We start from the raw sequence: 22,959 nt of genomic DNA, 5'->3' as shown, positions 1-22,959 counted from the left end.
GGAAGGGTAAGGCCGTCTGAAAAACGGCGGTTTTCAGACGGCCTTTGCCATTACGGTATGTCAAACCGAAACTCTTTAGAAAGTATAACGCAGCCCCAGCGTAAAGTTGCGTCCCGGCGCGGTGTAGTAATCCGCGTTGGTCGCATTCATGCTGCTGGTGAAGTAGTCATACGCGCCGGAGTAGGTGCTGCGCACCGCCAGATAGGAAATGTCTGCCCAGTTCCAATATTTTTGGTTAAACAGGTTGTTCGCGCCTGCGCTCAGGCTCAGGTTTTTGGTCGGTTTCCAATAAGCACCCAAGTCCACCAGCGTGTAATGGCGGGTCGGGTTGTAGCTGCTGCCGCTGATTTGGCTGGAGGATTTGCCGTTGACGCGGGTCAGCAACACATTGCCGCCCCAGCGCTCGGTATCGTAAGCCAAACCCAGTTGGATTTTCAGCGGATTGATGCTGTTAATCGGCTGCTTGCCGCCGTTGTTGTCGCCGGAATTGGTATCGGGACTGTTTTTGGTGTAGCCGCGAGAGAAGGCGATGGCGCCGTTGAGTTTCCAATTCGGGGCGAATTTCCAAGTGGCGTTGGCTTCCGCGCCGTAAATGCGGGCGCGGTCGAAGTTATGGTATTGAATAAGCATCGGAATCGACGCCTGAACGGTGTTGTAGTCGATAAAGTTTTTATACAGGTTGTTGTAGCCGACAATCTGATACTCGAAAACGGCATTTTTACCGCGTGCGCCGATTTCAAAATTATCCGCGTATTCCGGTTTCAGATTACCGTTGCCGATAATCGAATAGGTGCCGCTGTAACCCCAAGAGCTGGAAAGCTGCTGCGCCGACGGTGCACGAAAGCCGCGTGCGTATTGCGCATAAGGTTGGAGCAGCGGGTCGAGTTTCCACACCACGCCGATATGCGGACTGGCTGCCCATTTGTCTTGCTTTTTGACATCTTCTGCCGACGCATTGACCGAGGTATAGCTGGAAAAATCAGGACTATAACGGTAATAATCCACGCGCAGGCCGGGTTGCAGTAGCCAGTTGCCGAAGTCGAGCGTGCCGTCGGCATAGGCGGCGGCAGAAGTGACTTTGGCGTCGGCCGACGGATTGCGGGTCATGGCGGCGGTGGTCGAGGTGCTGTAATTGTCGTAGGTCAGGTCATGCTGCGCGAATTTGATGCCGTAACGCCAATCTTGTTTGATCGCGCCGGTAGTGAAGCTGCTTTTGCCTTCGCTGTCCAAGCCCCAAACGGTGTCGCGGGTATTGCCCGTATCCAAGCGCACAGTGTTGCTGGAGACACCGGAGCGGGTGGTAGTGTAATCGCGCACACGGCGGTTGTCGGTGCGGCTGTCCTGCCAATAGATTTGGCTGTTGACTTGCTCCAGCCAGCCTTCGCCTTCATAGCGGTGCGCCAGTGAGACGCGGTTGCGGGTGTTTTTGTCGCTGGTATCGTCGGCGTTGTAGGTGGTGGTCACGCCTCGGGAAGTGCTGCTGGTTAATTTAGACAGGTTGTCCATCCATTGATTACGCTTCAAATGCTCGGCGGTCAGGGTGACGCGCTGTTGCGGCGTGATTTGGAAATGGTGTTTGGTCAGGAAATAGCGGCTGTTGTAATCCAGCGGATCGGCTTCGGTACGGGTTGCGCCCGTGCCGCCGACATCGCCGCGTGTTTCGGTTTCGTGGCCGAGGCGGTAAGTGCCCATGACCATACCTTGCCAGATTCCGGCTTCGGCTGCCACGCCGCCGCTGACGGTTTTGCCTTTGTCGGCGCTTTGGTAACCGCCTTCAATGTAGCCACCGAATTTGCGGCCTTTCAAGAGGTCTTGCGGGTCAACCGTGCGGAACTGTACCGAACCGGCCAAGCCTTCGGCTTCCGCTCCGCGCTCGATGGTGGCGCTGCGCAGAGAGGTGGTTTCGATAAAGTTGCCCCGGCCGAAAGCCAGACCTGTGGAGGTGAAGATTTTGCTTTCCTGTGCTTCGGGCAGCGGAATACCGTCGATGTCCATGCCGACGCGGTTGCCGCTCAATCCTCGGATGTTGACGCTGTCGTTGCCTTGGCGCGAACCGGGAGCAGCGGTGACGCTCACGCCGACTTCGTTTTTCAGCAGCTGTTTCAGGTCTTTGGGCTGCTCGTTTTGGATTTGTTCGTAACCGATTTCGCTCACGCTGCGCGCCGGCGGTGTGGTTTGTCCGACCACGTGGACGGTGGGCAAATCGGCATTGTATTCGGCATCGGCGGCAACGGCTGGCAGGCTGCTGCCGATGGCGGCAACGGCAAGAAACAATTTATTGAATTTCATCATCTTTCCTTGTTTTGATTCGTGTTGGTGTTGTTTTGGGTGTTTCAGACGGCTTTACATAATCAAACAAACCGTGATTTCCGGCATTATACAAATGATAATAGATAATATTCAACATCAATATTTCAAAACGGCAAATGCTTATTTTTATTGATATGCAGCCGGTATCGTTTATTTTCAGACGGCCTGCAAGGTGGGAAGATAAATGTGTTTGAATAATAATGAATAAAGCAGCAAAAGGCAGATTAATTTACCTGATACAGCAATGTGTTGCTCAGTATCAACAGGGTGGCGGATATGCAACACTTTATGCCAATCATTAAAGGAAACATGAAATTTTGGCGCTTGCCCATAATATTGCGCAATCGGGCTGAAAATCCTGTGCGCTTGCATAATGCGCAAAGGCGTTTTGCCGACTAAGATAAGCCAACTTTATAAAAACATAACGGAACACTGCCATGACTGCTTCTAATCTCAAACCGTTATTTATCAAGGTTCATCCGACCGACAATGTCGCCATTATCGTCAACAGCGGCGGCCTGCCCAAAGGCACGGCGTTTTCAGACGGCCTGACGCTGATTGAAGATGTGCCGCAAGGACATAAAGTGGCGCTGGCCGATATTGCCCAAGGACAGGAAATTCTGCGCTACGGCGAGGTCATCGGCTATGCGGCGCAGGATTTGCCGCAAGGCTCGTGGATAGACGAATCCAAAGTGGTGCTGCCCAAAGCGCCGCCCTTGGACACGCTGCCGCTGGCGACCCGCCCCGCGCCTAAATTGGAACCGCTGGAAGGCTTTACCTTTGAAGGCTACCGCAATAAAGACGGCAGCGTCGGCACGAAAAACCTGCTGGGTATTACCACCAGCGTGCATTGTGTGGCGGGCGTGGTCGATTATGTGGTGAGACTGATTGAGCGCGATTTGCTGCCGAAATACCCGAATGTGGACGGCGTGGTCGGTCTCAACCATTTATACGGCTGCGGCGTGGCGATTAATGCGCCGGCGGCGGTAGTGCCGATTCGCACCATCCACAATATCGCACTGAATCCGAATTTCGGCGGCGAGATTATGGTGGTCGGTTTGGGTTGCGAAAAACTGCAACCGACGCGCCTGCTGGACGGTACGTCCGACACTATTCCGATTAAAGCGGAAAACGCGACGGTCAACAGTTTGCAAGACGAGCAATATGTCGGCTTCCAAGAAATGGTCAAAGCGATTTTGGAAACCGCCGACAAACATTTGGCGAAATTGAATGCGCGCCAACGCGAAACCTGCCCCGCTTCGGATTTGGTGGTGGGCATGCAGTGCGGCGGCAGCGACGCTTTTTCCGGCGTGACCGCCAATCCTGCGGTGGGCTTCGCTTCCGATTTGCTGGTGCGCTGCGGCGCGACCGTGATGTTCTCGGAAGTGACCGAAGTGCGCGACGCGATTCATCTGCTGACCCCGCGTGCGGCGGACGAGCAAGTGGGTAAACGCCTGCTGGAAGAAATGAAGTGGTACGACGATTATCTGGATATGGGCAAAACCGACCGCAGCGCCAACCCCTCTCCGGGGAACAAAAAAGGCGGCTTAGCCAATGTGGTGGAAAAAGCCCTCGGCTCGATTGCCAAATCCGGCCAGTCGGCGATTGCGGAAGTATTGTCGCCGGGTCAGCGCCCGACCAAAAAAGGCCTGATTTTCGCTGCCACGCCCGCCAGCGATTTCGTCTGCGGCACACAGCAGCTGGCTTCCGGCATTACCGTGCAGGTATTTACCACCGGACGCGGTACGCCTTACGGCTTGGCCGCGCTGCCGGTAATTAAAGTCGCCACGCGCACCGATTTGGCGCAGCGCTGGTTTGACCTGATGGACATCGACGCCGGCCGGATTGCCACCGGTGAAGCCACCATCGAAGACATCGGTTGGGAAATTTTCCGCTATATTTTAGATGTCGCCAGCGGCCGGAAAACCACTTGGTCAGACCAATGGGGGCTGCACAATGCGCTGTCGGTGTTCAACCCGGCGCCGGTGACTTGATTTTAGACAGCATGGTGCAATAGCGTGCCGGATAGGTTTTGAATGTGTGTGTTATTGTTTCCTGATTTAGGAATCATCCCGTGTCCGTGTGACATTTCATCGAGTTGGGTCGTCTGAAAAAGACGGCCTTTTTTTGCAGATACGGCTAAAAAATTTTGAAGTGCATACCAACATCAGCCACCTATACGCAAAATGACGTTTCTTAGCTAGGGAGATGAGTGGATGCTTTTTGGTCACTGCTGATAAATCAGAAAAGGCCGTCTGAAAATGCGGCATACATTTTCAGACGGCCTTTTCAGCCAATCCGCGCAGGGCTTAACGCAGGCGCAGTTGGAAAATCACTTTTTCAGATTGGCAGCTGAACACCAGTTCCATTTTCAGTTGGAATGCGCTGTCCACAGGTGTAATGCTGCTCTTGATTTGGCAGGGTTCGCTTTCCACTTCGCGGGCTTTCGCGGTGTAGAGCACTTCGGCTTCTTTGGCTAGCTGCTCGGTCTCGTAGGATTGCAGGATATCGACGGTGCAGTCTTCGCCGTCAAACACGGTGCCGACTTCGACGGTGCAGTCGGGGCATTTGCCGACGCCGTTTTCTTCGGTTTCAAATACGTTGCTGGATTTGTCCATGATGAAGCTCCTTATGTTGGGGATGGTCAAGTATAAACCCGATACCGGCCGTCTGAACAGTTTTCAGACGGCCTTTTGCGCTGGGTCAGAATTTAGAACCTGTATTCACAATCTTGATAGCGGCTTTTTATTGCCTAATCACACGCCTACTGCGTTGGACTTTTACGCCAATAGCCCACTATTGGCGCAAAAATCCGCCTTGTATTCGTATGATTATCCAACAAAAATCCATCTATCAATCTTATGAATACAGGTTCTTAGCCGTCCAAACGCTTGCCCAAGACATCGCGCACTTTCGCTACTAAAATATCCACCGCCACCGGGTTTTCCTCGTTGCAGGGGATGATGATGTCGGCGTAACGCTTGGTCGGCTCGACAAACTGGTTGTGCATGGGGCGCACTTGGCCGCAGTATTGCTCGGTGATGGATTGCACCGTGCGCCCGCGTTCGGCTACGTCGCGGCTCATGCGGCGGATAAAGCGCAGGTCGGCGTCGGTATCGACAAACAGCTTGATGTCCATCAGACTGTGCACCTGCTCGTCATACAGCGCCAAAATGCCTTCCAAAATAATCACGTCCACCGGCGGCTGGTGCTTGGTGTGTGCCGAACGGGTATGCTGCACATAATCGTATTGCGGCAGCTCGACGGCCTCGTGGTTGCGCAGCTGCGTGAGCTGCTGATAGAGCAGGTCGTTGTCAAAGGCAAACGGATGATCGTAGTTTTGCGTGCAGCGTTCGGCAAAACTGCGGTGGGTTTGGTCTTTGTAATAATAATCCTGCTCGATGATGGTAATCGGATGGTCGCGGAACGATTGGTACAGAGCGCGGGCAATGGTGGTTTTACCCGAGCCGGAGCCGCCGGCCACGCCGATGATAATGGGGTTTTGCATGGTGTTTTTGCGCCGGAAAAAAGATTCTGTAATTATATAACGAAATGCTGCGCCGCCGTATAACGGGCTTCAGACGGCCTTTGCCGCCGCCGAAGATACGGGATAATGTCAAAAAGTATGCGCATAAATGCGCGGCCGTCTGAAAAATATGTTATAAATTACATTTCCTGATTTTTACTGTTGACCTACTGGAGCGATTACATGGAATTGGTATTTATCCGTCACGGCTTGAGCGAATGGAATGCGAAAAACCTGTTTACAGGCTGGCGCGATGTGAAACTGAGCGAGCAAGGCATTGCCGAAGCGCAAGAAGCCGGCCGCAAGCTCAAAGCCGCCGGTTACGAATTTGACATTGCGTTTACTTCCGTTTTGACCCGCGCCATCAAAACCTGCAACCTGGTATTGGAAGAATCCGACCAGCTGTGGGTGCCGCAAATCAAAACCTGGCGTTTGAACGAGCGCCACTACGGTAAACTGCAAGGTTTGGACAAAAAACAAACCGCCGAAAAATACGGCGAAGAGCAAGTGCACATTTGGCGCCGCAGCTACGACACCCTGCCGCCGCTGCTCGATCCGAGTGATGAACTTTCCGCGCATAACGACCGCCGCTATGCCAACCTGCCGGACGATGTGATTCCGGACGGCGAAAACCTGAAAGTAACCTTGGAGCGCGTCTTGCCGTTCTGGGAAGACCAAATCGCCCCGGCCATTTTGAACGGCAAACGCGTATTGGTAGCCGCACACGGCAACTCCCTGCGCGCTTTGGCCAAACACATCGAAGGCATTTCCGACGACGACATCATGGCGCTGGAAATCCCGACCGGCAAACCTCTGGTGTACAAATTGGATGACAATTTGAAAGTGTTGGAAAAATTCTATCTGTAAACCACAGATAAAATCAGTATGACGAAAGGCCGTCTGAAACCCGATTGGGGTTTCAGACGGCCTTTTATTTTCAATATTGAATTTACAGCAAAAACAACGTTGCCAGCCCTAAGAAAATCAAAAATCCGCCCGAGTCGGTGACGGCGGTAATCAATACCGAGCTGCCCAGCGCCGGATCGCGGCCGGCTTTTTCCATCAGCGTCGGAATCGCCACGCCCATGACGGCGGCGAGCAGGAGGTTGAGGGTCATGGCGGCGACCATCACCAGGCCGATACCGATGCTGCCGTAGAGCAGCCAGGCGGCAAAGCCCATGACGCTGCCCCACAATAGGCCGTTGACCAGCGCCACGCCGACTTCTTTTTTCAATAGCCGCCACGCCTGCGCGTTGGTAATCTGGCTGGAGGCCATGGCGCGGACAATCATGGTGATGGTTTGGTTGCCGGAGTTGCCGCCGATACCGGCCACAATCGGCATGAGCGCGGCCAGCGCGACGATTTTTTCAATGCTGCCTTCAAACGCGCCGATGACACGGCTGGCGACAAAGGCGGTGCAGAGGTTGATGGCGAGCCACATCCAGCGGTTTTTCACCGAATCCCAAATCGGCGCAAACAGGTCTTCTTCTTCCTGCAAACCGGCCATGTTCAACATGTCGGCTTCGGATTCTTCGCGGATCACGTCCACGATTTCGTCGATGGTAATACGGCCGATGAGCTTTTTGTTGCCGTCAATCACGGGCGCGGTCACCAAGTCGTAACGCTCGAACGCCTGCGCTGCGTCTTCTACATCATCTTCGGGGCGGAAGCGCACGACTTCGGTGGACATGACGTTTTCCACCGATTCGTCGGGGTCGGACACCAACAGGCGGCGGATGGGCAACACGCCTTTTAAAATATCGTTTTCATCCACCACGAAAATTTTGTCGGTATGGTCGGGCAGGTGGTCGAAGCGGCGCAGGTAGCGCAGCACCACTTCGCAGGTCACGTCGGCGCGGATGTTGACCAGCTCGAAGTCCATAATCGCACCGACTTGGTTGTCTTCATACGACATCGCCGCCTGCACTTGGGCGCGCTCTTCGGCGTCGCGCGTTTGCAGGGCTTCGTACACCACTTGGTGCGGCAAATCGTCGGCGAGGTCGGCCAGCTCGTCGGCATCCAAATCATCCACGGCGGCCAACAGCTCGTCTTTGTCCATCGACTCGATGAGCGTTTCGCGCACGGAGTCGGACACTTCCAGCAATACTTCGCCGTCGTCTTCCGGTGCGACCAAGAGCCAGACAATCTGGCGCTCGCGCGGCGGCAGCGATTCCAATACGGCGGCAACGTCGGCAGGGTGGAGTTCGGCTAAAAGGGCGGAAAGTTCGGTAAATTTGACGTGCAGGCTTTCGTCTTCAATCGGAACGCCTTGTTCGATTTGCGGGAAAGCGGGTTCGAGAATTTCGCAGAGGGCGTGGATGCGGTCGAAATCGGCGCTGGCGCGCTCGATGCCGCCGTGTTCTTCATCATCGGCGCGGCGGTCTTCGGCCGGTTGTTGTTCGGTATTGAGGCTCATAAATGCTCCGCCCGCCTTGAGCGTCGGGGCATTCGGGCGGGGTGGTTATGGTTTTGGTTGTGAAGGGTTTGCGGTATTTAAACGCGAACTGGGAAGATCCATGGCGGTCGGCCTGACATCAGGCGCTGAGTCAAAAACGGGCGTATTCTACACGTTTTTGTGTGGGTTTACTATTTCAAAAATGTGACGATTCAAAAAGATGGCAAGGCCGTCTGAAAGCAGATGGTGTTTCAGACGGCCTCGGATGATTTGAAGATTTGAATCAGATAACTTTGACAGGTAAGGTCAGATAAGGTGTGTTGGAGCAGAGGCGGCAGTTGCGGCCTTACTCTTTCATCTCCAATACGCTCAAGCCCGGCAAGTCGGCAAAGCTGCGGTCACGCACGATTTGGCAGAAATTGTCGAGATAGCTTTTGTTGCGGTCTTCGTTGCGCATGGCGGCGTAGAGTTCGCTTTGCAGGCCGTTTGTAGTAATCGGGCGCGAGATGATGTAGCCTCTTTCCAGATAGGGCATGGCTGTCCAATAGGGCAGGGCGGCAATTCCCCTGCGGCTGGCGACCAGTTGGATAATGGCGATGGTCAGCTCGCTGTGGCGGCGCGGCGGGTTAATGCCTTTGGGCAGCAGCACTTTTTTCAATAAGTCCAGCATGTCGTCGGGCACGGGATAGGTAATCAGCGTTTCATCCATAAAATCTTCCGCCTCCCACACTGCTTTGGCGGCTAAAGGGTGGTCTTTGGCGCAAATGCCGACCATTTCGTAGGCAAACAACGGCTGATAATTCACATCGGGCTGGGTTTCGACTTCCGAAGTAATGGCGATGTCGGCACGGTGTTCCAGCAGCAGGCCGACGGGATCGACGTGGAAACCGGAGACGATGTCCAATTCCACCTGCGGCCACAAGGGGCGGAATTCGCCCATCGCCGGCATCAGCCAGTCGAAACAGGTATGGCATTCCACTGCCAAACGCAATTCGCCCGCTTCACCTTCGATAATCTGCGCCAAATCGCGCTCGGCTTCCGTCACACGCGGCATCAAATCATGCGCCAGCCGCAGCAGCCGCTCGCCCACAGGGGTAAAGCGCAGCGGGTTGGATTTGCGTTCAAACAGCGGCGCTTCGTAATAGTTTTCCAAAATGCGGATTTGGTGGGAAAGGGCGGACTGGGTCAGGAATACGCGTTTGGCCGCCAGCGACACGCTGCCGGTTTCTTCCAGCGCCAGCAGGGTTTTCAAATGGCGCAACTCGATAATGGAATCCATGATGTGTATTTCGTATGTTGGTTTTCAGACGGCCTGCTCATTAAATATCGTATAGCGCAGCCGTGATGTATTTCGTTGGAGCGTGAATATTAAAATAATTCATTGCCGGCGTGCAAATGATTCATGTAAATGATGGAGGCCGTCTGAAACGGAATGTAAGGATTCGGCAGCCCGGCTGTTTTCAACATAAAATGCGTAACCGATTATTTTTCATTTTGAGTAAACCCAATCAATAAGGAGGGCAGCTTATGGCCGCACGTCAGGACATTTTAAATTGGTGCGACGACACCTTGCAGGTTTCCGCCTACCGCGATTACGCGCCCAATGGTTTGCAGGTGGAGGGCAAAGCCGACATCGCCAAAATCGCCACTTCTGTGACCGCCAGCAAAGCGGCGGTTGATTTTGCCGTGGAGCAGGGCGCGGATATGCTGTTGGTGCACCACGGCATGTTTTGGAAAAGCGAACCTGTTACCATTATCGGCTGGAAAAAAGCCCGTATCGAAACCCTGTTGCAACACCAAATCAATATGGCAGGCTACCATCTGCCCTTGGACGGCCATCCGGAACTGGGCAACAATGCGCAGTTGGCGAGGCTGTTGGGCTGGACGCTGGAGCGGCAGTTTGGCGAACAAAACCTGCTCAATATAGGTCGTCTGAATACGCCGCAGACGTTGGCGCAGTTTTCAGACGGCATCGAGCGGGCATTGTCCCGCCGACCTGTAGTCATTGGTAATGCCAATCGGGAAATCAAGCACGTTGCATGGTGCAGCGGCGGTGCACAGGGATTCTTTCAAGAAGCAATCGACGCAGGCGCGGATGTGTATGTCACCGGCGAAATGTCGGAAGCGCAATACCATCTGGCCAACGAAACCGGCGTAGCCTTCGTCAGCGCCGGCCACCATGCTACCGAGCGTTACGGCATCCGCGCCCTGGGCGAAGCCTTGGCGCAAACCTTCGGCGTAGAAGTCTGCCATCTGGACGAACCCAATCCCATCTAAATGTTGAGAAATACCACAAAAACTTTACCTTATTTTAAATAATGCTTTGAGGATTACAACAAACTAGGTAGAATCACACTGTTTAATGGCTCGGTATTCCCAAAATTTTAGGACGACTGAATAATGGATAATCAAGAAATCAATAACGGCCGCCGCCGTTTCCTGACGCTTGCGACATGCGGCGCGGGCGGTGTGGCGGTCTTAGGCGTGGCTACGCCGTTTGTAGCCAGCTTTTTCCCGTCGGAAAAAGCCAAAGCCGCCGGTGCTGCCGTCGAAGTGGATGTCAGTAAAATCGAACCCGGTCAGCTGTTGACCGCCGAATGGCAAGGCAAACCGATTTGGGTGTTAAACCGCACGGACCAGCAGGTTAAAGACCTGAAATCCAACGACGGCGCATTGACCGACCCGAATTCGGATGTTGACCAGCAGCCCGAATATGCGAAAAACGAAAACCGTTCGATTAAGCCGAATATTTTCGTAGCCATCGGTATCTGTACCCACTTGGGTTGCTCGCCGACTTTCCGTCCCGACATGGCGCCGGCAGACTTGGGTGCCGACTGGAAAGGCGGCTTCTTCTGCCCTTGCCACGGCTCGAAATTCGACCTGGCCGGCCGCGTATTCAAAGGCGTGCCCGCACCGACCAACCTGATCGTTCCACCGTACAAATATCTGAGCGATACCACCATTTTGGTAGGCGAAGACAAATAATAAGGAACTGAACTATGGCAAACCAAACCAATAACAAAGCAAAAGCATTGTTAGACTGGGTGGACGCGCGTTTCCCCCTGACTAAAATGTGGAATGAGCACGTAGGCCAGTACTACGCGCCGAAAAACTTCAACTTTTGGTATTACTTCGGTTCGTTGGCATTGCTGGTTTTGGTGATTCAAATCGTCAGCGGTATCTTCCTGACCATGAACTACAAACCGGATGGCAATCTGAACGCCTACCATCTGCCTGCTGCCTTTACCGCAGTAGAGTACATCATGCGCGACGTGTCCGGCGGCTGGATTATCCGCTACATGCACTCCACCGGCGCTTCTTTCTTCTTCATCGTTGTTTACCTGCACATGTTCCGTGGTCTGATTTACGGCTCATACAAAAAACCGCGCGAATTGGTGTGGGTGTTCGGCTCGCTGATTTTTCTGGCATTGATGGCGGAAGCCTTTATGGGCTACCTCTTGCCGTGGGGTCAGATGTCGTTCTGGGGTGCGCAGGTGATTATCAACCTGTTCGGCGCCATTCCGGTTATCGGTCCGGATTTGTCCACTTGGATCCGCGGTGACTTCAACGTCTCCGACGTAACCCTCAACCGCTTTTTCGCCCTGCACGTGATTGCCGTGCCGCTGGTGTTGATCGGTTTGATTGTGGCGCACATCATCGCCCTGCACGAAGTCGGCTCTAACAACCCCGACGGCGTGGAAATCAAAAAGCTGAAAGACGAAAACGGTATCCCGCTTGACGGCATTCCGTTCCATCCATACTACACTGTCAAAGATATTTTGGGTGTAGTGGTGTTCCTAATTGTCTTCTGCGCCGTGTTGTTCTTCGCGCCTGAAGGCGGTGGTTACTTCCTCGAAGCGCCCAACTTTGACCCGGCCAATGCTTTGAAAACCCCTGCGCACATCGCGCCGGTATGGTATTTCACGCCGTTCTACGCCATTTTGCGTGCGATTCCTTCTTTCTTGGGTACACAAGTTTGGGGTGTGATTGGTATGGGCGCGGCGGTTGTATTGATTGCCTTGCTGCCTTGGTTGGATCGCGGCGAAGTGAAATCCGTGCGTTATCGCGGCCCGATTTTCAAAACCGCGTTGGTGCTGTTTATCATTTCCTTCATCGGCCTGGGTATCTTGGGCGCGATGGTGGCAACCGACACCCGCACTTTGGTAGCGCGTATCCTGTCAGTCATTTACTTTGCCTTCTTCTTGGGTATGCCGTTCTACACCAAGCTGGATACCAACAAACCGGTACCTGAGCGCGTGACCATGAGCACCACCAAGCAGAAAGTCATGTTCTTGGTGTATGTGGCGATTACCGCAGTAGGTGCATACCTGTTTGCAACCAATATCTGATGAGGGCAGTGAAAATGAAACAAACTCTGAAAAACTGGTTTGCTGCCCTTTTGTTGGCGGCGCCGATGAGTGTGGCCGTTGCTTCCGGCAGCGCCCACTATGAAAAAGTCGATATCGATTTGCGCGACCAAGTCAGCCTGCAACGCGGCGCACAGATTTTTACCAACTACTGCCTGTCCTGCCACTCGGCCAGCGGTATGCGTTTCAACCGTCTGAAAGACATCGGTCTGACAGACGATGAAATCAAGAAAAATCTGATGTTCACCACCGATAATGTCGGCGATGTCATGCTGTCGGCCATGAATCCGAAAGACGCACAAAAATGGTTTGGCGCCGCACCGCCGGATTTGACCCTGATTGCCCGTTCGCGTGGTGCAGATTACCTGTATGCCTACATGCGCGGCTTCTATAAAGATCCGACCCGTCCGAGCGGCTGGAACAACACCGTATTTGATAAAGTCGGTATGCCGCACCCGCTGTGGGAGCAGCAAGGCGTGAAAGCGGTTGAGCTGGACAGTAAAGGCCAGCCGGTTTGGGTAGAAAACGAACACGGCGTTCGCGAGCCCAAACTGTATTGGGAAACCACCGGCCTGCACAGCCGCCGTCTGCCCAACGGCAAAGTCATCGAAAAAGAGTACGATGCTTATGTACGCGATTTGGTGAATTACTTGGTGTATATGGGCGAACCGGCTCAGTTGCAACGCCACCGCCTCGGCTATGTGGTCATGATTTTCCTGTTGGCTATCATGCTGCCGCTGGCGTATTTCCTGAAAAAAGAATTCTGGAAAGACGTACACTAATCCAAGCATTTTGCATGCAAAAGGCAAGCCCGAAAGGGTTTGCCTTTTTGTTTGTAAAATGGTTTAAATTATATTTAAAAATAACAGCTTATATCGGTTTTGTGGATTTTAAATACCCAATCAGCTATAATTTCATCATTAACTTTATAAATAAAGGCCGTCTGAAAAAGACGGCTTTGCCGCCGGAGTAAAAGCATATGATGACCTTGTATTCGGGTATTACCTGCCCCTTCAGCCAACGCTGCCGATTCGTGTTATACGAAAAAGGCATGGATTTTGAAATCAAAGACGTGGATATTTTCAACAAGCCGGAAGATTTGGCGGTGATGAATCCCTACAACCAAGTGCCGGTATTGGTGGAACGCGATTTGATTTTGTACGAGTCCAACATCATCAACGAATACATCGATGAGCGTTTCCCCCATCCGCAGCTGATGCCGGGCGATCCCGTTATGCGCGGTCGCGGCCGTTTGGTGCTGTACCGCATGGAAAAAGAGCTGTTCAGTTTGGTTCAGGTATTGGAAAACGCCGAGTCCACCAATAAAGAGCAGGCCAAAGCGCGCGAAGCCATCGGCAACGGCCTGACCCTGCTGGCGCCCGCGTTCTCCAAAAACAAATACATCTTGGGCGATGAGTTTTCCATGATTGACGTGGCCTTGTCCCCGCTGTTGTGGCGTTTGGACTACTACGACATTAAGTTGGGCAAATCCGCCGCGCCGCTGTTGAAATACGCCGAACGCATTTTTCAACGCGAAGCCTTTATCGAAGCGCTGACCCCCGCCGAGAAAGCCATGCGCCGTTAATGGGAGCAAAGTCATGAGCACCTCTACCAAACCCTATCTGCTGCGCGCCCTGTATGAATGGTGTTTGGACAACAGCCAAACCCCGCATATCGTCGCTTGGGTCAACGAGCATACCCGCGTACCGCCGCAATATGTGCGTGAAAACGAAATCGTGCTCAACATCGGCCCGACCGCCAGCCACGATTTGAGCATAGACAACGAATGGGTCAGCTTCGCCGCCCGCTTCGGCGGCGTGCTGCACGATATTTGGATTCCCGTCGGCCACATCATCAGTATTTTCGGCCGCGAAAGCGGCGAAGGCATGGGCTTTGAAGTCGAGCCGTATCAGCCGGATAATGCTTCTAAAACTGCTGCGAAGGCAGCGGATAAGGCAGAAGTTTCTGATGAAGCAGACAAACCGAAAAAAGGTTTGAAACTGGTGAAATAAAAGCGGGACATGCAACAATGCCGTCTGAAAATAAGGATTTTCAGACGGCATTGCTCAAAATAAAAAGCAACGGTTTTTCCGTTGCTTTTTATTTGCGGGCTTAAACCCGAATTACAAACTGCCCAAGATAATGCGCAGTACGCGGCGCAGCGGTTCGGCGGCGCCCCACAAGAGTTGGTCGCCGACGGTAAAGGCGCTGATGTATTCGCCGCCCATGCCCAGTTTGCGGATACGGCCGACAGGGACGGTCAGCGTGCCGGTTACGGCGGCGGGGGTCAGGTCGGTCATGCTGGCTTCTTTTTGGTTGGGCACGACTTTTACCCAATCGTTGGCACCGGCCAACAGTGATTCGATTTCTTCAACCGGCAGGTCTTTTTTCAGTTTCAGCGTGATGGCTTGGCTGTGGCAGCGCATGGAGCCGATACGCACGCACAGGCCGTCGATAATGGTCGGGTTGTCGCTGCGGCCGAGGATTTTGTTGGTTTCTACGCCGCCTTTCCATTCTTCTTTGGATTGGCCGTTGCCCAAATCCACGTCAATCCACGGAATCAGGCTGCCGGCCAGCGGTACGCCGAAGTTGGCTTTCGGGTAGTCGTCACTGCGCAGGAAATCGGATACTTTGCGGTCGATGTCGAGAATGGCACTGGAAGGGTCAGCCAATTCGTCAGCAACTTGACCGTAAATCGCGCCCATGCCGTTAATCAGCTCGCGCATGTTTTTTGCGCCGGCACCGGAAGCGGCTTGGTAAGTCATGCTGGTCGCCCATTCGACCAAATCGTTTTGGAACAGGCCGCCCAAGGCCATCAACATCAGCGATACGGTGCAGTTACCGCCGATGTAGTTTTTCACACCGTTTTGCAGACCGGCGTCAATGACGTTGCGGTTAACCGGGTCGAGTACGATAATGGCGTCGTCGGCCATGCGCAGGGAGGAGGCGGCGTCAATCCAGTAGCCTTGCCAGCCGGAGTCGCGCAGGGGTTGGAACACGGCTTTGGTGTAATCGCCGCCCTGACAGGTCACGATGATGTCCATTTTCGCCAACTCTGCCACATCGTTGGCATCCAGCAGCGATTTGGCGCTTTGGCCGAAATCAGGGGCTGCGCCGCCGACGTTGGAGGTGGTGAAGAAATACGCGTCAGGGATGTGGGCGAAATCGTTTTCTTCCTGCATGCGCTGCATCAAAACCGAACCGACCATGCCGCGCCAACCGACGAAACCTACTTTCATGCTGTGCTCCTAAAAAGGGAAAATTGTTAACAAGTTTGTAAATGAGTGTTTTAACGCCGTCTGAAAAAAATGTAAAGGCTTTTATTGGATTTTTGTCTGAAAATGTTGTAAAACCCGAAATAGGGATTTTTTAAGAAAGGGATGTGATGATGAACGGATTGCAGACGCCGCTAACGCCTGTGTCGCAGGAAGAGGAAGTGGAAGTCGGTTTGGCTTCTGCGGGCAGCCGCATTGCGGCGGCTTTATTGAACAGCTTGTTTAATGTCTTGGTGTATCTGCCGTGGCTGGCGGCTTTGCTGCTGGTGGGCGACGATTATGAAACCTTGGCGCAGGGGGCGGGTGATACCGCTTTGGATGACAGCCGCGTTACCGGATTATTGTTGGGCGGCAGCCTGCTGATTTTGGTGTACGGCATTGCGCAAATTTTCTATATGAGCCGCGACGGGCAGTCGCTGGGTAAAAAAATCATGGGCATACGCGTGTTGAAAAGCAATGGGCGCAACCCCGGTTTTTTGGGTACGGTTTTGATTCGCGAGGTGGTGTACAGCCTGCTGGTGGTATTGGTGGCGGTAGGCATTTCCATGCTGGGCATGCTGCTGGGCTTGGGCGGCGCAGCGGATATGCTGGGTAATTTGGTGTCGTATGCGACTTATATTGCCTGCTTGGTCATGTTGTTCCGCACGCAAAGCGACCGCCGCACCTTGCAGGATATGTTGGCGGATACGGTGGTGGTGAAACTGCCCAAACGCTGAGTAGCGCAAGGCCGTCTGAAAATAATGTGTTTTTCAGACGGCCTTAGCCTTAAATAATATGAGTAAGGAGAACACAATGTTAGGCGCAGCCATCGGTGATATTGTCGGCTCACGTTTCGAGTTCGACAATTATAAGGCCACCGATTTCCAACTGTTTACCGCCGCTTCTGATTTTACCGATGATACCATTTGCACCGCTGCCGTAGCCGATTGGGTCAACCGGGGCTGCCGCGACGATTTGGTGCCCATTCTGCAAAGCTGGTGCCACCGTTATCCCCATCCGACCGGTGCTTACGGCGGAAGGTTCAGCAGCTGGATTCAGGCGGAGCAGCCGCAACCCTACAACAGCTGGGGCAACGGCTCGGCCATGCGCGTATCGGCGGTAGGTTGGGCGTTTGACAGTTTGGACGACGTTTTACATTATGCCGAACAGTCCGCCATTGTGACCCACAACCACCCCGAAGGCATTAAAGGTGCGCAAGCCACCGCCGCCGCGATTTTTTGGGCGCGGCAGGGCAAAGGTAAAGATTTTATCCGCGAGCAGATTGAAACACGCTTTGCTTATGCCCTGAACCGCAGTTGCGACGAAATCCGCCCCGATTACCGCTTCAACGAAAGCTGTATGCACACCGTACCCGAAGCGCTGACGGCATTTTTAGACAGTGAAAATTTCGAGCATGCCATCCGTTTGGCGGTGTCGCTCGGCGGCGATTCGGATACGCTGGCAGCCATTACCGGCAGCGTGGCAGAAGCGTATTATCGGGAGATTCCGCAAGAGATGGTGCGGCAGGCATTGGAGATTTTGCCGGACGAGTTGGCCGAAGTCTTGCTGGCGGTAAAAGCAAAATAAACGCTAAGGCCGTCTGAAAAATGTTGACTTACTTTTCAGACGGCCTTGATAAAATAAAAAGTCCTTACCGAAGTAAGGACTTTTTTAAATCTTGGTGGAGGTAAGCGGGATCGAACCGCTGACCTCTTGCATGCCATGCAAGCGCTCTACCAACTGAGCTATACCCCCAATGGTGGCGAATCAGGGACTCGAACCCCGGACACAAGGATTATGATTCCTCTGCTCTAACCGACTGAGCTAATTCGCCGTTTCGTGAAGTTGCTATTATATGTTTTTTTGAACGCTTGGCAAGGTTATTTTTGTGGGAAAATTTCGGATGTTTGATTTTAAAGGTAAAAAAGTTTGATGGTGGCAGCGCGAAAGGCCGTCTGAAAATATTTTCCGGTAGGGTAGGGCGGTTTCAGACGGCCTTTGGCAGGTATTTTACAGCTTGCGGCACAAATCGCCGACGGCAAAACCTTGCCAATCAACCTCGATATTTTTGCCAAAGGCGATGACCTTGAATAATTCGCCCATTTCGTGCGGGTTAATCAGTTTTTGCACGGCAGCGGCCTCGCGCAGGTAGTCGGCGGAATCAGGGTTGCCGCTTTGCGCCAGATATTCGGTCATGCCGAGGTTAAGCAGAAAATGCGCTTGGGTGGTGTAACCAATCAAATCCAAGCCGCCGTCCACGCCTGCTTGGGCGATGTCGGTGAAGTTGACGTGGGCGGTCAGGTCGGTCAGGCCGATGTGGAAAAACGGGTCGTGTATGGTGTGGTGGCGGTAGTGGCCGATGAGCGTACCCATGTCGCGTTGCGGGTGGTAATACTGCGCGGCGTCGAAGCCGTAGTCTATCCAAATCATGCCGCCGCGTTCGAGTTTGTCGGCCAGCGTGCGCACGAAAGCGTATTGGGCGGGGTGCAGCTCGCTGGTATAAGGCGTTTCGGTAGGGGGGAAATAGTGTTGCGCCGCGTGCAGCAAATCAGGGTCGGTCAGCGGTCGGGAGCTTTGGGTGAGGCCGTCTGAATTCAGGCTGACACCGATGTGTTCAAATGCGTCCCTGTCGCGGCGGACTAGCTCTATCGGCATGGCATCGAGTACTTCGTTACCAATCATTATGCCGTCAAAGCGCTCGGGCAAACGGTCTAAATGGACGACTTTTTGCGCCAACTCAGAGGGCAGCCGCTGCACCAATAGCTCACGTTGGCGTTCGGCCAGCTCGGGCGAGAGTTCGATAATATAGTAATGGTTGAGTTGCTCACTCAGGTTTTCAACCAAAATGGCGGCCAAATCACCCGTGCCGGCGCCGAATTCATACACATTACCGGCGGTCTGCGGCAGCAGGGCGGCCAGTTGGCGGGACAAGGTTTGGCCGAACAGGGGCGAGAGGGTAGGGGCGGTCACAAAATCGCCGTCCGTGCCGATTTTATGGCTGCCGCCGGTGTAATAGCCGTATTGCGGCGCATAGAGTGCCAACTGCATAAAACGGGAAAACGGAATCCAACCGTCGGCGGCTTCGATTTCGTGCGCGATAAGGGTGTGGAGGCGGCGGCTGGCGGCCAGCGCATCGGCGGTAGGGGAGGGGATGTGCGGTTTCATGACTGTTAGATAATGTAAAAATTTAAAATTCGTTCGTATATTATAACGGCAAAGGTGGAGCGGGCGTATTTCAGATAACTACACTATATTTAGTATTTTATTGAAATTAAAAATACTAAATATAGTGTTTGGCTATGGATTTGAGGTGTGTAATTCCGTTGAGGTAATCCATGTTGTCTGTATATCTTTTTGTATATTAAAGAGATTTTTATGTCTTTCCGGCCAATTTTTTCAGACGGCCTGATTTGACCCACGAAGTAAAATTTCTTATAGTGTCGGCTGGTGGGGTAATGTGGGCGAAAGTGTCTGATTTCCCCAAAAAGAGAAAATTTCAGACAGCGGAGAAAACGGTGTTCGGCGGTGCGCACGAATTGAGCATAGACAGCAAGGGGCGGTTGGCGATTCCGGCCAAATTCCGCGATTTGCTGCTGCGCCGCTACACACCGGTAGTGGTCGCCACGCTGGATTCGCGCCAGCGTATCCTGATGTATCCCGAATCGGAGTGGGAAAAAGTGGCGAACCATCTGTTGGGCATGAAAACGGCAGGTAAGCCCGAGTTGCAGCGTTTTCAAAACCTGCTGCTGCATAACGCCGATACTTTGGAATGGGATACTGCCGGGCGTATTTTACTGCCTGCCAACCTGCGCCGTCTGGTGGATTTTGAAAAAGAAGTGACTTTAGTAGGCCGTGCCAACCGTTTGGAGCTGTGGGGTCGCGAGCATTGGGAACGTGAAATGAATCAGGCGCTGGACGATGATCCTGACGAATTGGCGTTCCAACTGAGTCAAACGGATTTGCAACTGTGAGCCAAGCTGAAACTTACCAACATATTACCGTCTTGTTACACGAAGCCGTTGACGCGCTGAATATCCGCGCCAACGGCGTGTATGTTGACGGCACGTTCGGCCGGGGTGGTCACTCGCGTTTGATTTTGTCGCGCTTGGGCGAGAATGGTCGGCTGGTGGTGTTTGACAAAGACCCGCAGGCCATCGCCGTGGCGCAGGAATTGGCGGCGCAGGATAAGCGCGTGCGCGTGGTGCATGACGGTTTTGCCACTTTTCAGGCGGCCTTAGACGGTTTGGGTATTGTCAAAATCGACGGTGCGCTGTTTGATTTGGGTATTTCTTCGCCACAAATCGACGAGGGCGAACGCGGCTTCAGCTTCCGTTTTGACGCGCCGCTGGATATGCGCATGGATCCGACACGCGGCCTGTCGGCAGCCGAATGGATTGCCGTTGCCAGCGAACAAGAATTAAATGAGGTTATCAAAAATTATGGTGAAGAGCGGTTTAGTCGCCAGATTGCGCGCGCCATTGTCGCGCAACGCGAAGAAAATCCCATTGATACAACCCGCAAGCTGGCGCAGCTCGTGGCGCAAAACGTCCGTACTCGCGAGCGCGGACAAGACCCCGCAACGCGTACCTTTCAGGCCGTTCGCATCTTTATTAACCGCGAGCTCGAAGAGGTAGAGGCGGTATTGCCGCAGGTAGTAGGCCGTCTGAAAGAAGGCGGGCGCTTGGCGGTGATTGCGTTCCATTCGCTGGAAGACCGCATTGTGAAGCAGTTTGTGAAAAAACATTCGCAACATGCGCCGCTGCCGCGTTGGGCGGCGGTAAAGGAAGCGGATTTGCCGCAACCGCCGCTCAAGGCTGTCGGAAAAGCTGTCAAGCCAAATGAGGCGGAAACCGCCGCCAATCCGCGCGCGCGCAGCGCCGTGTTGCGGGTGGCCGAGCGTACCGGCGGCGCGTTTGAGGCTTAAAAGCCGAAACGCAGTGATAAAGGGGAGGTTTTGCGCCATCCGTTGATTGCGCAAAGGCCGTCTGAAAAATACGGAAATTCATGAACAAGCTGAACATTATTCTACTGCTGGCGGCGCTGGCTTCGGGTTTTGCCGTGGTGACGGTGCAAGATGAGTCGCGCCAGCATTACATCGCCTTGGATAAGGCGCAAAAGCAGGAAATCAAACTCGATCAGGACTATGCCCGTTTGAAATTGGAACAGGCGCGTTTGGCAAACCACAAGTTGATTAAAGTGGCGGCGGAAAAACAGCGCTTGCAGCCGCCAAGTGCAAACAATACGGTCATGATCGAGCGTAAGAAATAAGCAAAAATAACGTTACAGGGAAAGGGAAGCCCTAACCCCTGCTTAAAGAGAAGTTTTCAAATGTTAATCAAAAACGAATATAAACCGCAGATGCTGCCCAAACCGGTGAAAACCAAAAAGCCGATTACCAGCGACGGGCGCATTTATTTGGTCTTGGGGCTGATTGCTGTCGCCTTCGGCGGCCTGCTGCTGCGCGGTTTTTATTTGCAAACCACCCAGCATGATTTTCTGAAAAACCAGGGCGACCAGCGCACCGTGCGCACCCTGACCCTGCCTGCTTCTCGCGGTACGATTACCGACCGCAACGGCGCAACCTTGGCTTTGAGCGCGCCGACCGAATCCCTGTATGCCATGCCGTCTGAAATGGAGCAAATGCCGACCGCCGAGCAGTTGGCGAAATTGGCGGCCATTACCGGTGTGTCTGCCGACAGCCTGTTGGAAAAACTGGAGAAAAAAGACAAAGATTTTATCTACCTGAAACGCCAGTTGAGCAAAGAGAAAGCCGACGCCATTACTGCTTTGGGCATTAAAGGCTTGGGTTTCCAAAAAGAATTGAAACGCCATTATCCGATGGGTAATCTGTTTGCCCATGTCATCGGCTTTACCAATATTGACGGCAAAGGCCAAGAAGGTTTGGAACTGTCGCGCGAAGACAGCCTGCGCGGTGAAAACGGCGCCAAAGTGGTGCTCAAAGACGCCAAAGGCAATATTGTTGATGACTTGGATTCTCCGCGTAACAGCGATCCGAAAAACGGCCACGACATTGTATTGTCGTTAGACCAGCGTATCCAAACGCTGGCTTATGAAGAGTTGAATAAAGCCGTGGCTTACCACAAGGCCAAAGCAGGTAGTGCGGTGGTCTTGGATGCCCAGACCGGCGAAATTCTGGCTTTGGTCAACAGCCCGGCCTACGACCCCAACCAGCCGGGCAAAGCAGGCAGCGAGCAGCGCCGCAACCGTGCCGTGACCGATATGGTTGAGCCGGGTTCGGCCATGAAACCCTTTACCATCGCCAAAGCTTTGGATTCGGGTAAGATTTCCGCAGACGAAACCTTCAATACCATGCCGTATAAAATCGGCCCGGCAACCGTACAAGATACCCATGTTTATCCACGTTTGAGCGTGCGCGGCATTATTCAAAAATCTTCTAACGTCGGTACCAGCAAACTTTCGGCCATGTTCAAGCCGAAAGAAATGTACGACTACTATCACGAGTTGGGTGTCGGTGTGCGCATGCATTCCGGGTTCCCGGGCGAGACCGCCGGTCTTTTGCGCAACTGGCACAAATGGCAGCCGATTGAGCAGGCAACCATGTCGTTCGGTTACGGCTTGCAATTAAGCCTGTTGCAACTGGCACGTGCCTACACCGTATTGACCCACGACGGCGAGCTGCTGCCGGTGAGCTTTGAAAAACAAGCCGCCGCGCCTAAAGGCAAGCAGGTGATTAAAGCCTCGACCGCACGTCAGGTACGCGAAATGATGGTATCGGTAACCGAGCCCGGCGGTACGGGCACGGCCGGCGCGGTGGACGGCTTCGATGTCGGCGCCAAAACCGGTACGGCGCGTAAGCTGGTCAACGGCCGTTATGTTGATAACAAGCACGTCGGTACGTTTATCGGTTTCGCCCCAGCTAAAAAACCGCGCGTGATTGTAGCGGTAACGGTGGACGAGCCGACGGCCAACGGTTATTACGGCGGCTTGGTGGCAGGGCCGGTGTTTAAAAACGTGATGGCGGGCAGTCTGAATATTTTAGGTGTGTCGCCAACCAAACCGCTGGCCGATACCTCAACCGTGAAAGTGGCGACGCCAGCTAAAAAATCTTAAATCATCAAGAGAAAA

22 protein-coding genes and 2 tRNA genes are annotated in these 22,959 nt (G+C 53.5%); 15 read left to right on the top strand and 9 right to left on the bottom strand.

Going from position 1 to position 22,959, the window contains the following annotated elements; translation table 11 throughout:
• Positions 1-75: 75 nt before the first annotated feature.
• The gene (locus J2T37_RS06255; protein WP_253354592.1) at positions 76-2,289 is read right to left on the bottom strand and encodes a TonB-dependent hemoglobin/transferrin/lactoferrin family receptor; all 2,214 of its coding nucleotides are present in this window, start codon (positions 2,287-2,289) and stop codon (positions 76-78) included.
• Positions 2,290-2,747: 458 nt separating this feature from the next.
• Here J2T37_RS06255 and garD point away from each other — a divergent pair, with 458 nt between their 5' ends.
• Positions 2,748-4,304: a galactarate dehydratase gene (gene garD, locus J2T37_RS06250; protein ID WP_253354590.1), complete on the top strand. Its 1,557-nt coding sequence runs from the start codon at positions 2,748-2,750 to the stop codon at positions 4,302-4,304.
• 315 nt (positions 4,305-4,619) lie between these two features.
• Here garD and J2T37_RS06245 read toward each other — a convergent pair whose 3' ends face one another.
• Both J2T37_RS06245 and udk read right to left on the bottom strand, forming a co-directional pair.
• The gene (locus J2T37_RS06245; protein WP_253354588.1) at positions 4,620-4,928 is read right to left on the bottom strand and encodes a YfcZ/YiiS family protein; all 309 of its coding nucleotides are present in this window, start codon (positions 4,926-4,928) and stop codon (positions 4,620-4,622) included.
• A gap of 257 nt (positions 4,929-5,185) precedes the next feature.
• On the bottom strand, positions 5,186-5,851 hold the full coding sequence (udk, locus tag J2T37_RS06240) for a uridine kinase (protein ID WP_367398807.1): 666 nt from the start codon (positions 5,849-5,851) through the stop codon (positions 5,186-5,188).
• A gap of 168 nt (positions 5,852-6,019) precedes the next feature.
• Between udk and J2T37_RS06235 the strand changes: the two genes are divergently transcribed.
• Positions 6,020-6,703, top strand: a complete 684-nt coding sequence (locus J2T37_RS06235) for a 2,3-diphosphoglycerate-dependent phosphoglycerate mutase (protein WP_253354584.1) — start codon at positions 6,020-6,022, stop codon at positions 6,701-6,703.
• Between the two features lie 82 nt (positions 6,704-6,785).
• Here J2T37_RS06235 and mgtE read toward each other — a convergent pair whose 3' ends face one another.
• Together mgtE and J2T37_RS06225 are read right to left on the bottom strand one after the other, a co-directional pair.
• Positions 6,786-8,252 (bottom strand): magnesium transporter, encoded by a 1,467-nt coding sequence (mgtE, locus tag J2T37_RS06230; RefSeq protein ID WP_253354583.1) that lies wholly within the window; start codon positions 8,250-8,252, stop codon positions 6,786-6,788.
• Between the two features lie 325 nt (positions 8,253-8,577).
• Entirely contained in the window at positions 8,578-9,510 is a 933-nt protein-coding gene (locus J2T37_RS06225) for a LysR family transcriptional regulator (RefSeq protein ID WP_253354582.1), read from the bottom strand.
• 248 nt (positions 9,511-9,758) lie between these two features.
• Here J2T37_RS06225 and J2T37_RS06220 point away from each other — a divergent pair, with 248 nt between their 5' ends.
• The 7 genes from J2T37_RS06220 to J2T37_RS06190 all read left to right on the top strand — a co-directional run bounded on the left by J2T37_RS06220 (position 9,759) and on the right by J2T37_RS06190 (position 14,610).
• Positions 9,759-10,508 carry a Nif3-like dinuclear metal center hexameric protein gene (locus J2T37_RS06220; protein ID WP_253354581.1) on the top strand — a complete coding sequence of 250 codons (750 nt, stop codon included), beginning with the start codon at positions 9,759-9,761 and terminating at the stop codon, positions 10,506-10,508.
• A gap of 123 nt (positions 10,509-10,631) precedes the next feature.
• Complete coding sequence (gene petA, locus J2T37_RS06215; protein ID WP_253354580.1) at positions 10,632-11,216, top strand: ubiquinol-cytochrome c reductase iron-sulfur subunit; 585 nt, start codon at positions 10,632-10,634, stop codon at positions 11,214-11,216.
• A 14-nt stretch (positions 11,217-11,230) separates the two neighbouring features.
• Positions 11,231-12,580 (top strand): cytochrome b, encoded by a 1,350-nt coding sequence (locus J2T37_RS06210; RefSeq protein ID WP_253354579.1) that lies wholly within the window; start codon positions 11,231-11,233, stop codon positions 12,578-12,580.
• Between the two features lie 14 nt (positions 12,581-12,594).
• A complete protein-coding gene (locus tag J2T37_RS06205) occupies positions 12,595-13,380 on the top strand; it encodes a cytochrome c1 (RefSeq protein WP_253354578.1) in 786 nt (261 codons plus the stop codon).
• 14 nt (positions 13,381-13,394) lie between these two features.
• Positions 13,395-13,571 (top strand): hypothetical protein, encoded by a 177-nt coding sequence (locus J2T37_RS06200; RefSeq protein ID WP_253354576.1) that lies wholly within the window; start codon positions 13,395-13,397, stop codon positions 13,569-13,571.
• Between the two features lie 6 nt (positions 13,572-13,577).
• The gene (locus J2T37_RS06195) at positions 13,578-14,183 is read left to right on the top strand and encodes a glutathione S-transferase N-terminal domain-containing protein (RefSeq protein ID WP_253354575.1); all 606 of its coding nucleotides are present in this window, start codon (positions 13,578-13,580) and stop codon (positions 14,181-14,183) included.
• Positions 14,184-14,196: 13 nt separating this feature from the next.
• Positions 14,197-14,610, top strand: coding sequence for a ClpXP protease specificity-enhancing factor (locus tag J2T37_RS06190; protein ID WP_253354573.1), 414 nt, complete (start codon positions 14,197-14,199; stop codon positions 14,608-14,610).
• Between the two features lie 111 nt (positions 14,611-14,721).
• Here the strand turns inward: J2T37_RS06190 and asd are convergent, their stop codons facing one another.
• The gene (gene asd, locus J2T37_RS06185) at positions 14,722-15,837 is read right to left on the bottom strand and encodes an aspartate-semialdehyde dehydrogenase (protein WP_253354571.1); all 1,116 of its coding nucleotides are present in this window, start codon (positions 15,835-15,837) and stop codon (positions 14,722-14,724) included.
• 146 nt (positions 15,838-15,983) lie between these two features.
• On the opposite strand from asd, the gene J2T37_RS06180 reads away from it, so the two are divergent.
• Positions 15,984-16,589 carry an RDD family protein gene (locus tag J2T37_RS06180; protein WP_253354569.1) on the top strand — a complete coding sequence of 202 codons (606 nt, stop codon included), beginning with the start codon at positions 15,984-15,986 and terminating at the stop codon, positions 16,587-16,589.
• Between the two features lie 76 nt (positions 16,590-16,665).
• Positions 16,666-17,439: an ADP-ribosylglycohydrolase family protein gene (locus J2T37_RS06175; protein WP_253354567.1), complete on the top strand. Its 774-nt coding sequence runs from the start codon at positions 16,666-16,668 to the stop codon at positions 17,437-17,439.
• A 92-nt stretch (positions 17,440-17,531) separates the two neighbouring features.
• On the opposite strand, the gene J2T37_RS06170 is transcribed toward J2T37_RS06175, so the two are convergent.
• The 3 genes from J2T37_RS06170 to J2T37_RS06160 all read right to left on the bottom strand — a co-directional run bounded on the left by J2T37_RS06170 (position 17,532) and on the right by J2T37_RS06160 (position 19,017).
• Positions 17,532-17,607 (bottom strand) — tRNA-Ala (locus tag J2T37_RS06170).
• Between the two features lie 2 nt (positions 17,608-17,609).
• Positions 17,610-17,686 (bottom strand) — tRNA-Met (locus J2T37_RS06165).
• A gap of 176 nt (positions 17,687-17,862) precedes the next feature.
• Positions 17,863-19,017, bottom strand: coding sequence for a class I SAM-dependent methyltransferase (locus J2T37_RS06160; RefSeq protein ID WP_253354565.1), 1,155 nt, complete (start codon positions 19,015-19,017; stop codon positions 17,863-17,865).
• A 350-nt stretch (positions 19,018-19,367) separates the two neighbouring features.
• Between J2T37_RS06160 and mraZ the strand changes: the two genes are divergently transcribed.
• From mraZ to J2T37_RS06140, 4 genes are all read left to right on the top strand, one after another.
• Complete coding sequence (gene mraZ / locus J2T37_RS06155; protein ID WP_253354630.1) at positions 19,368-19,823, top strand: division/cell wall cluster transcriptional repressor MraZ; 456 nt, start codon at positions 19,368-19,370, stop codon at positions 19,821-19,823.
• Positions 19,820-20,776, top strand: coding sequence for a 16S rRNA (cytosine(1402)-N(4))-methyltransferase RsmH (gene rsmH / locus J2T37_RS06150; protein WP_253354563.1), 957 nt, complete (start codon positions 19,820-19,822; stop codon positions 20,774-20,776). The genes mraZ and rsmH overlap by 4 nt, the downstream gene beginning before the upstream one ends.
• 80 nt (positions 20,777-20,856) lie before the next feature.
• Positions 20,857-21,120, top strand: a complete 264-nt coding sequence (gene ftsL, locus J2T37_RS06145) for a cell division protein FtsL (RefSeq protein WP_253354561.1) — start codon at positions 20,857-20,859, stop codon at positions 21,118-21,120.
• Between the two features lie 60 nt (positions 21,121-21,180).
• The gene (locus J2T37_RS06140) at positions 21,181-22,944 is read left to right on the top strand and encodes a peptidoglycan D,D-transpeptidase FtsI family protein (protein ID WP_253354560.1); all 1,764 of its coding nucleotides are present in this window, start codon (positions 21,181-21,183) and stop codon (positions 22,942-22,944) included.
• Positions 22,945-22,959: the final 15 nt, after the last annotated feature.

The sequence above is a fragment of the Neisseria perflava genome (assembly GCF_024170405.1).
In the GTDB taxonomy this organism is placed as follows: domain Bacteria; phylum Pseudomonadota; class Gammaproteobacteria; order Burkholderiales; family Neisseriaceae; genus Neisseria; species Neisseria perflava_B.
This window is presented reverse-complemented; position numbering and strand designations above follow the sequence as displayed.

What these genes read in the sequence shown, in the direction of transcription:
- J2T37_RS06235 (WP_253354584.1), top strand. Translation starts at nt 6,020, where the DNA reads ATGGAATTGGTATTTATCCGTCACGGCTTGAGCGAATGGAATGCGAAA.
- garD (WP_253354590.1), top strand. Translation starts at nt 2,748, where the DNA reads ATGACTGCTTCTAATCTCAAACCGTTATTTATCAAGGTTCATCCGACC.
- J2T37_RS06190 (WP_253354573.1), top strand. Translation starts at nt 14,197, where the DNA reads ATGAGCACCTCTACCAAACCCTATCTGCTGCGCGCCCTGTATGAATGG.
- J2T37_RS06195 (WP_253354575.1), top strand. Translation starts at nt 13,578, where the DNA reads ATGATGACCTTGTATTCGGGTATTACCTGCCCCTTCAGCCAACGCTGC.
- J2T37_RS06180 (WP_253354569.1), top strand. Translation starts at nt 15,984, where the DNA reads ATGATGAACGGATTGCAGACGCCGCTAACGCCTGTGTCGCAGGAAGAG.
- J2T37_RS06205 (WP_253354578.1), top strand. Translation starts at nt 12,595, where the DNA reads ATGAAACAAACTCTGAAAAACTGGTTTGCTGCCCTTTTGTTGGCGGCG.
- mgtE (WP_253354583.1), bottom strand. Translation starts at nt 8,252, where the DNA reads ATGAGCCTCAATACCGAACAACAACCGGCCGAAGACCGCCGCGCCGAT.
- J2T37_RS06175 (WP_253354567.1), top strand. Translation starts at nt 16,666, where the DNA reads ATGTTAGGCGCAGCCATCGGTGATATTGTCGGCTCACGTTTCGAGTTC.
- J2T37_RS06245 (WP_253354588.1), bottom strand. Translation starts at nt 4,928, where the DNA reads ATGGACAAATCCAGCAACGTATTTGAAACCGAAGAAAACGGCGTCGGC.
- J2T37_RS06210 (WP_253354579.1), top strand. Translation starts at nt 11,231, where the DNA reads ATGGCAAACCAAACCAATAACAAAGCAAAAGCATTGTTAGACTGGGTG.
- J2T37_RS06200 (WP_253354576.1), top strand. Translation starts at nt 13,395, where the DNA reads ATGCAAAAGGCAAGCCCGAAAGGGTTTGCCTTTTTGTTTGTAAAATGG.
- J2T37_RS06160 (WP_253354565.1), bottom strand. Translation starts at nt 19,017, where the DNA reads ATGAAACCGCACATCCCCTCCCCTACCGCCGATGCGCTGGCCGCCAGC.
- J2T37_RS06255 (WP_253354592.1), bottom strand. Translation starts at nt 2,289, where the DNA reads ATGAAATTCAATAAATTGTTTCTTGCCGTTGCCGCCATCGGCAGCAGC.
- asd (WP_253354571.1), bottom strand. Translation starts at nt 15,837, where the DNA reads ATGAAAGTAGGTTTCGTCGGTTGGCGCGGCATGGTCGGTTCGGTTTTG.
- J2T37_RS06225 (WP_253354582.1), bottom strand. Translation starts at nt 9,510, where the DNA reads ATGGATTCCATTATCGAGTTGCGCCATTTGAAAACCCTGCTGGCGCTG.
- ftsL (WP_253354561.1), top strand. Translation starts at nt 20,857, where the DNA reads ATGAACAAGCTGAACATTATTCTACTGCTGGCGGCGCTGGCTTCGGGT.
- J2T37_RS06140 (WP_253354560.1), top strand. Translation starts at nt 21,181, where the DNA reads ATGTTAATCAAAAACGAATATAAACCGCAGATGCTGCCCAAACCGGTG.
- J2T37_RS06220 (WP_253354581.1), top strand. Translation starts at nt 9,759, where the DNA reads ATGGCCGCACGTCAGGACATTTTAAATTGGTGCGACGACACCTTGCAG.
- petA (WP_253354580.1), top strand. Translation starts at nt 10,632, where the DNA reads ATGGATAATCAAGAAATCAATAACGGCCGCCGCCGTTTCCTGACGCTT.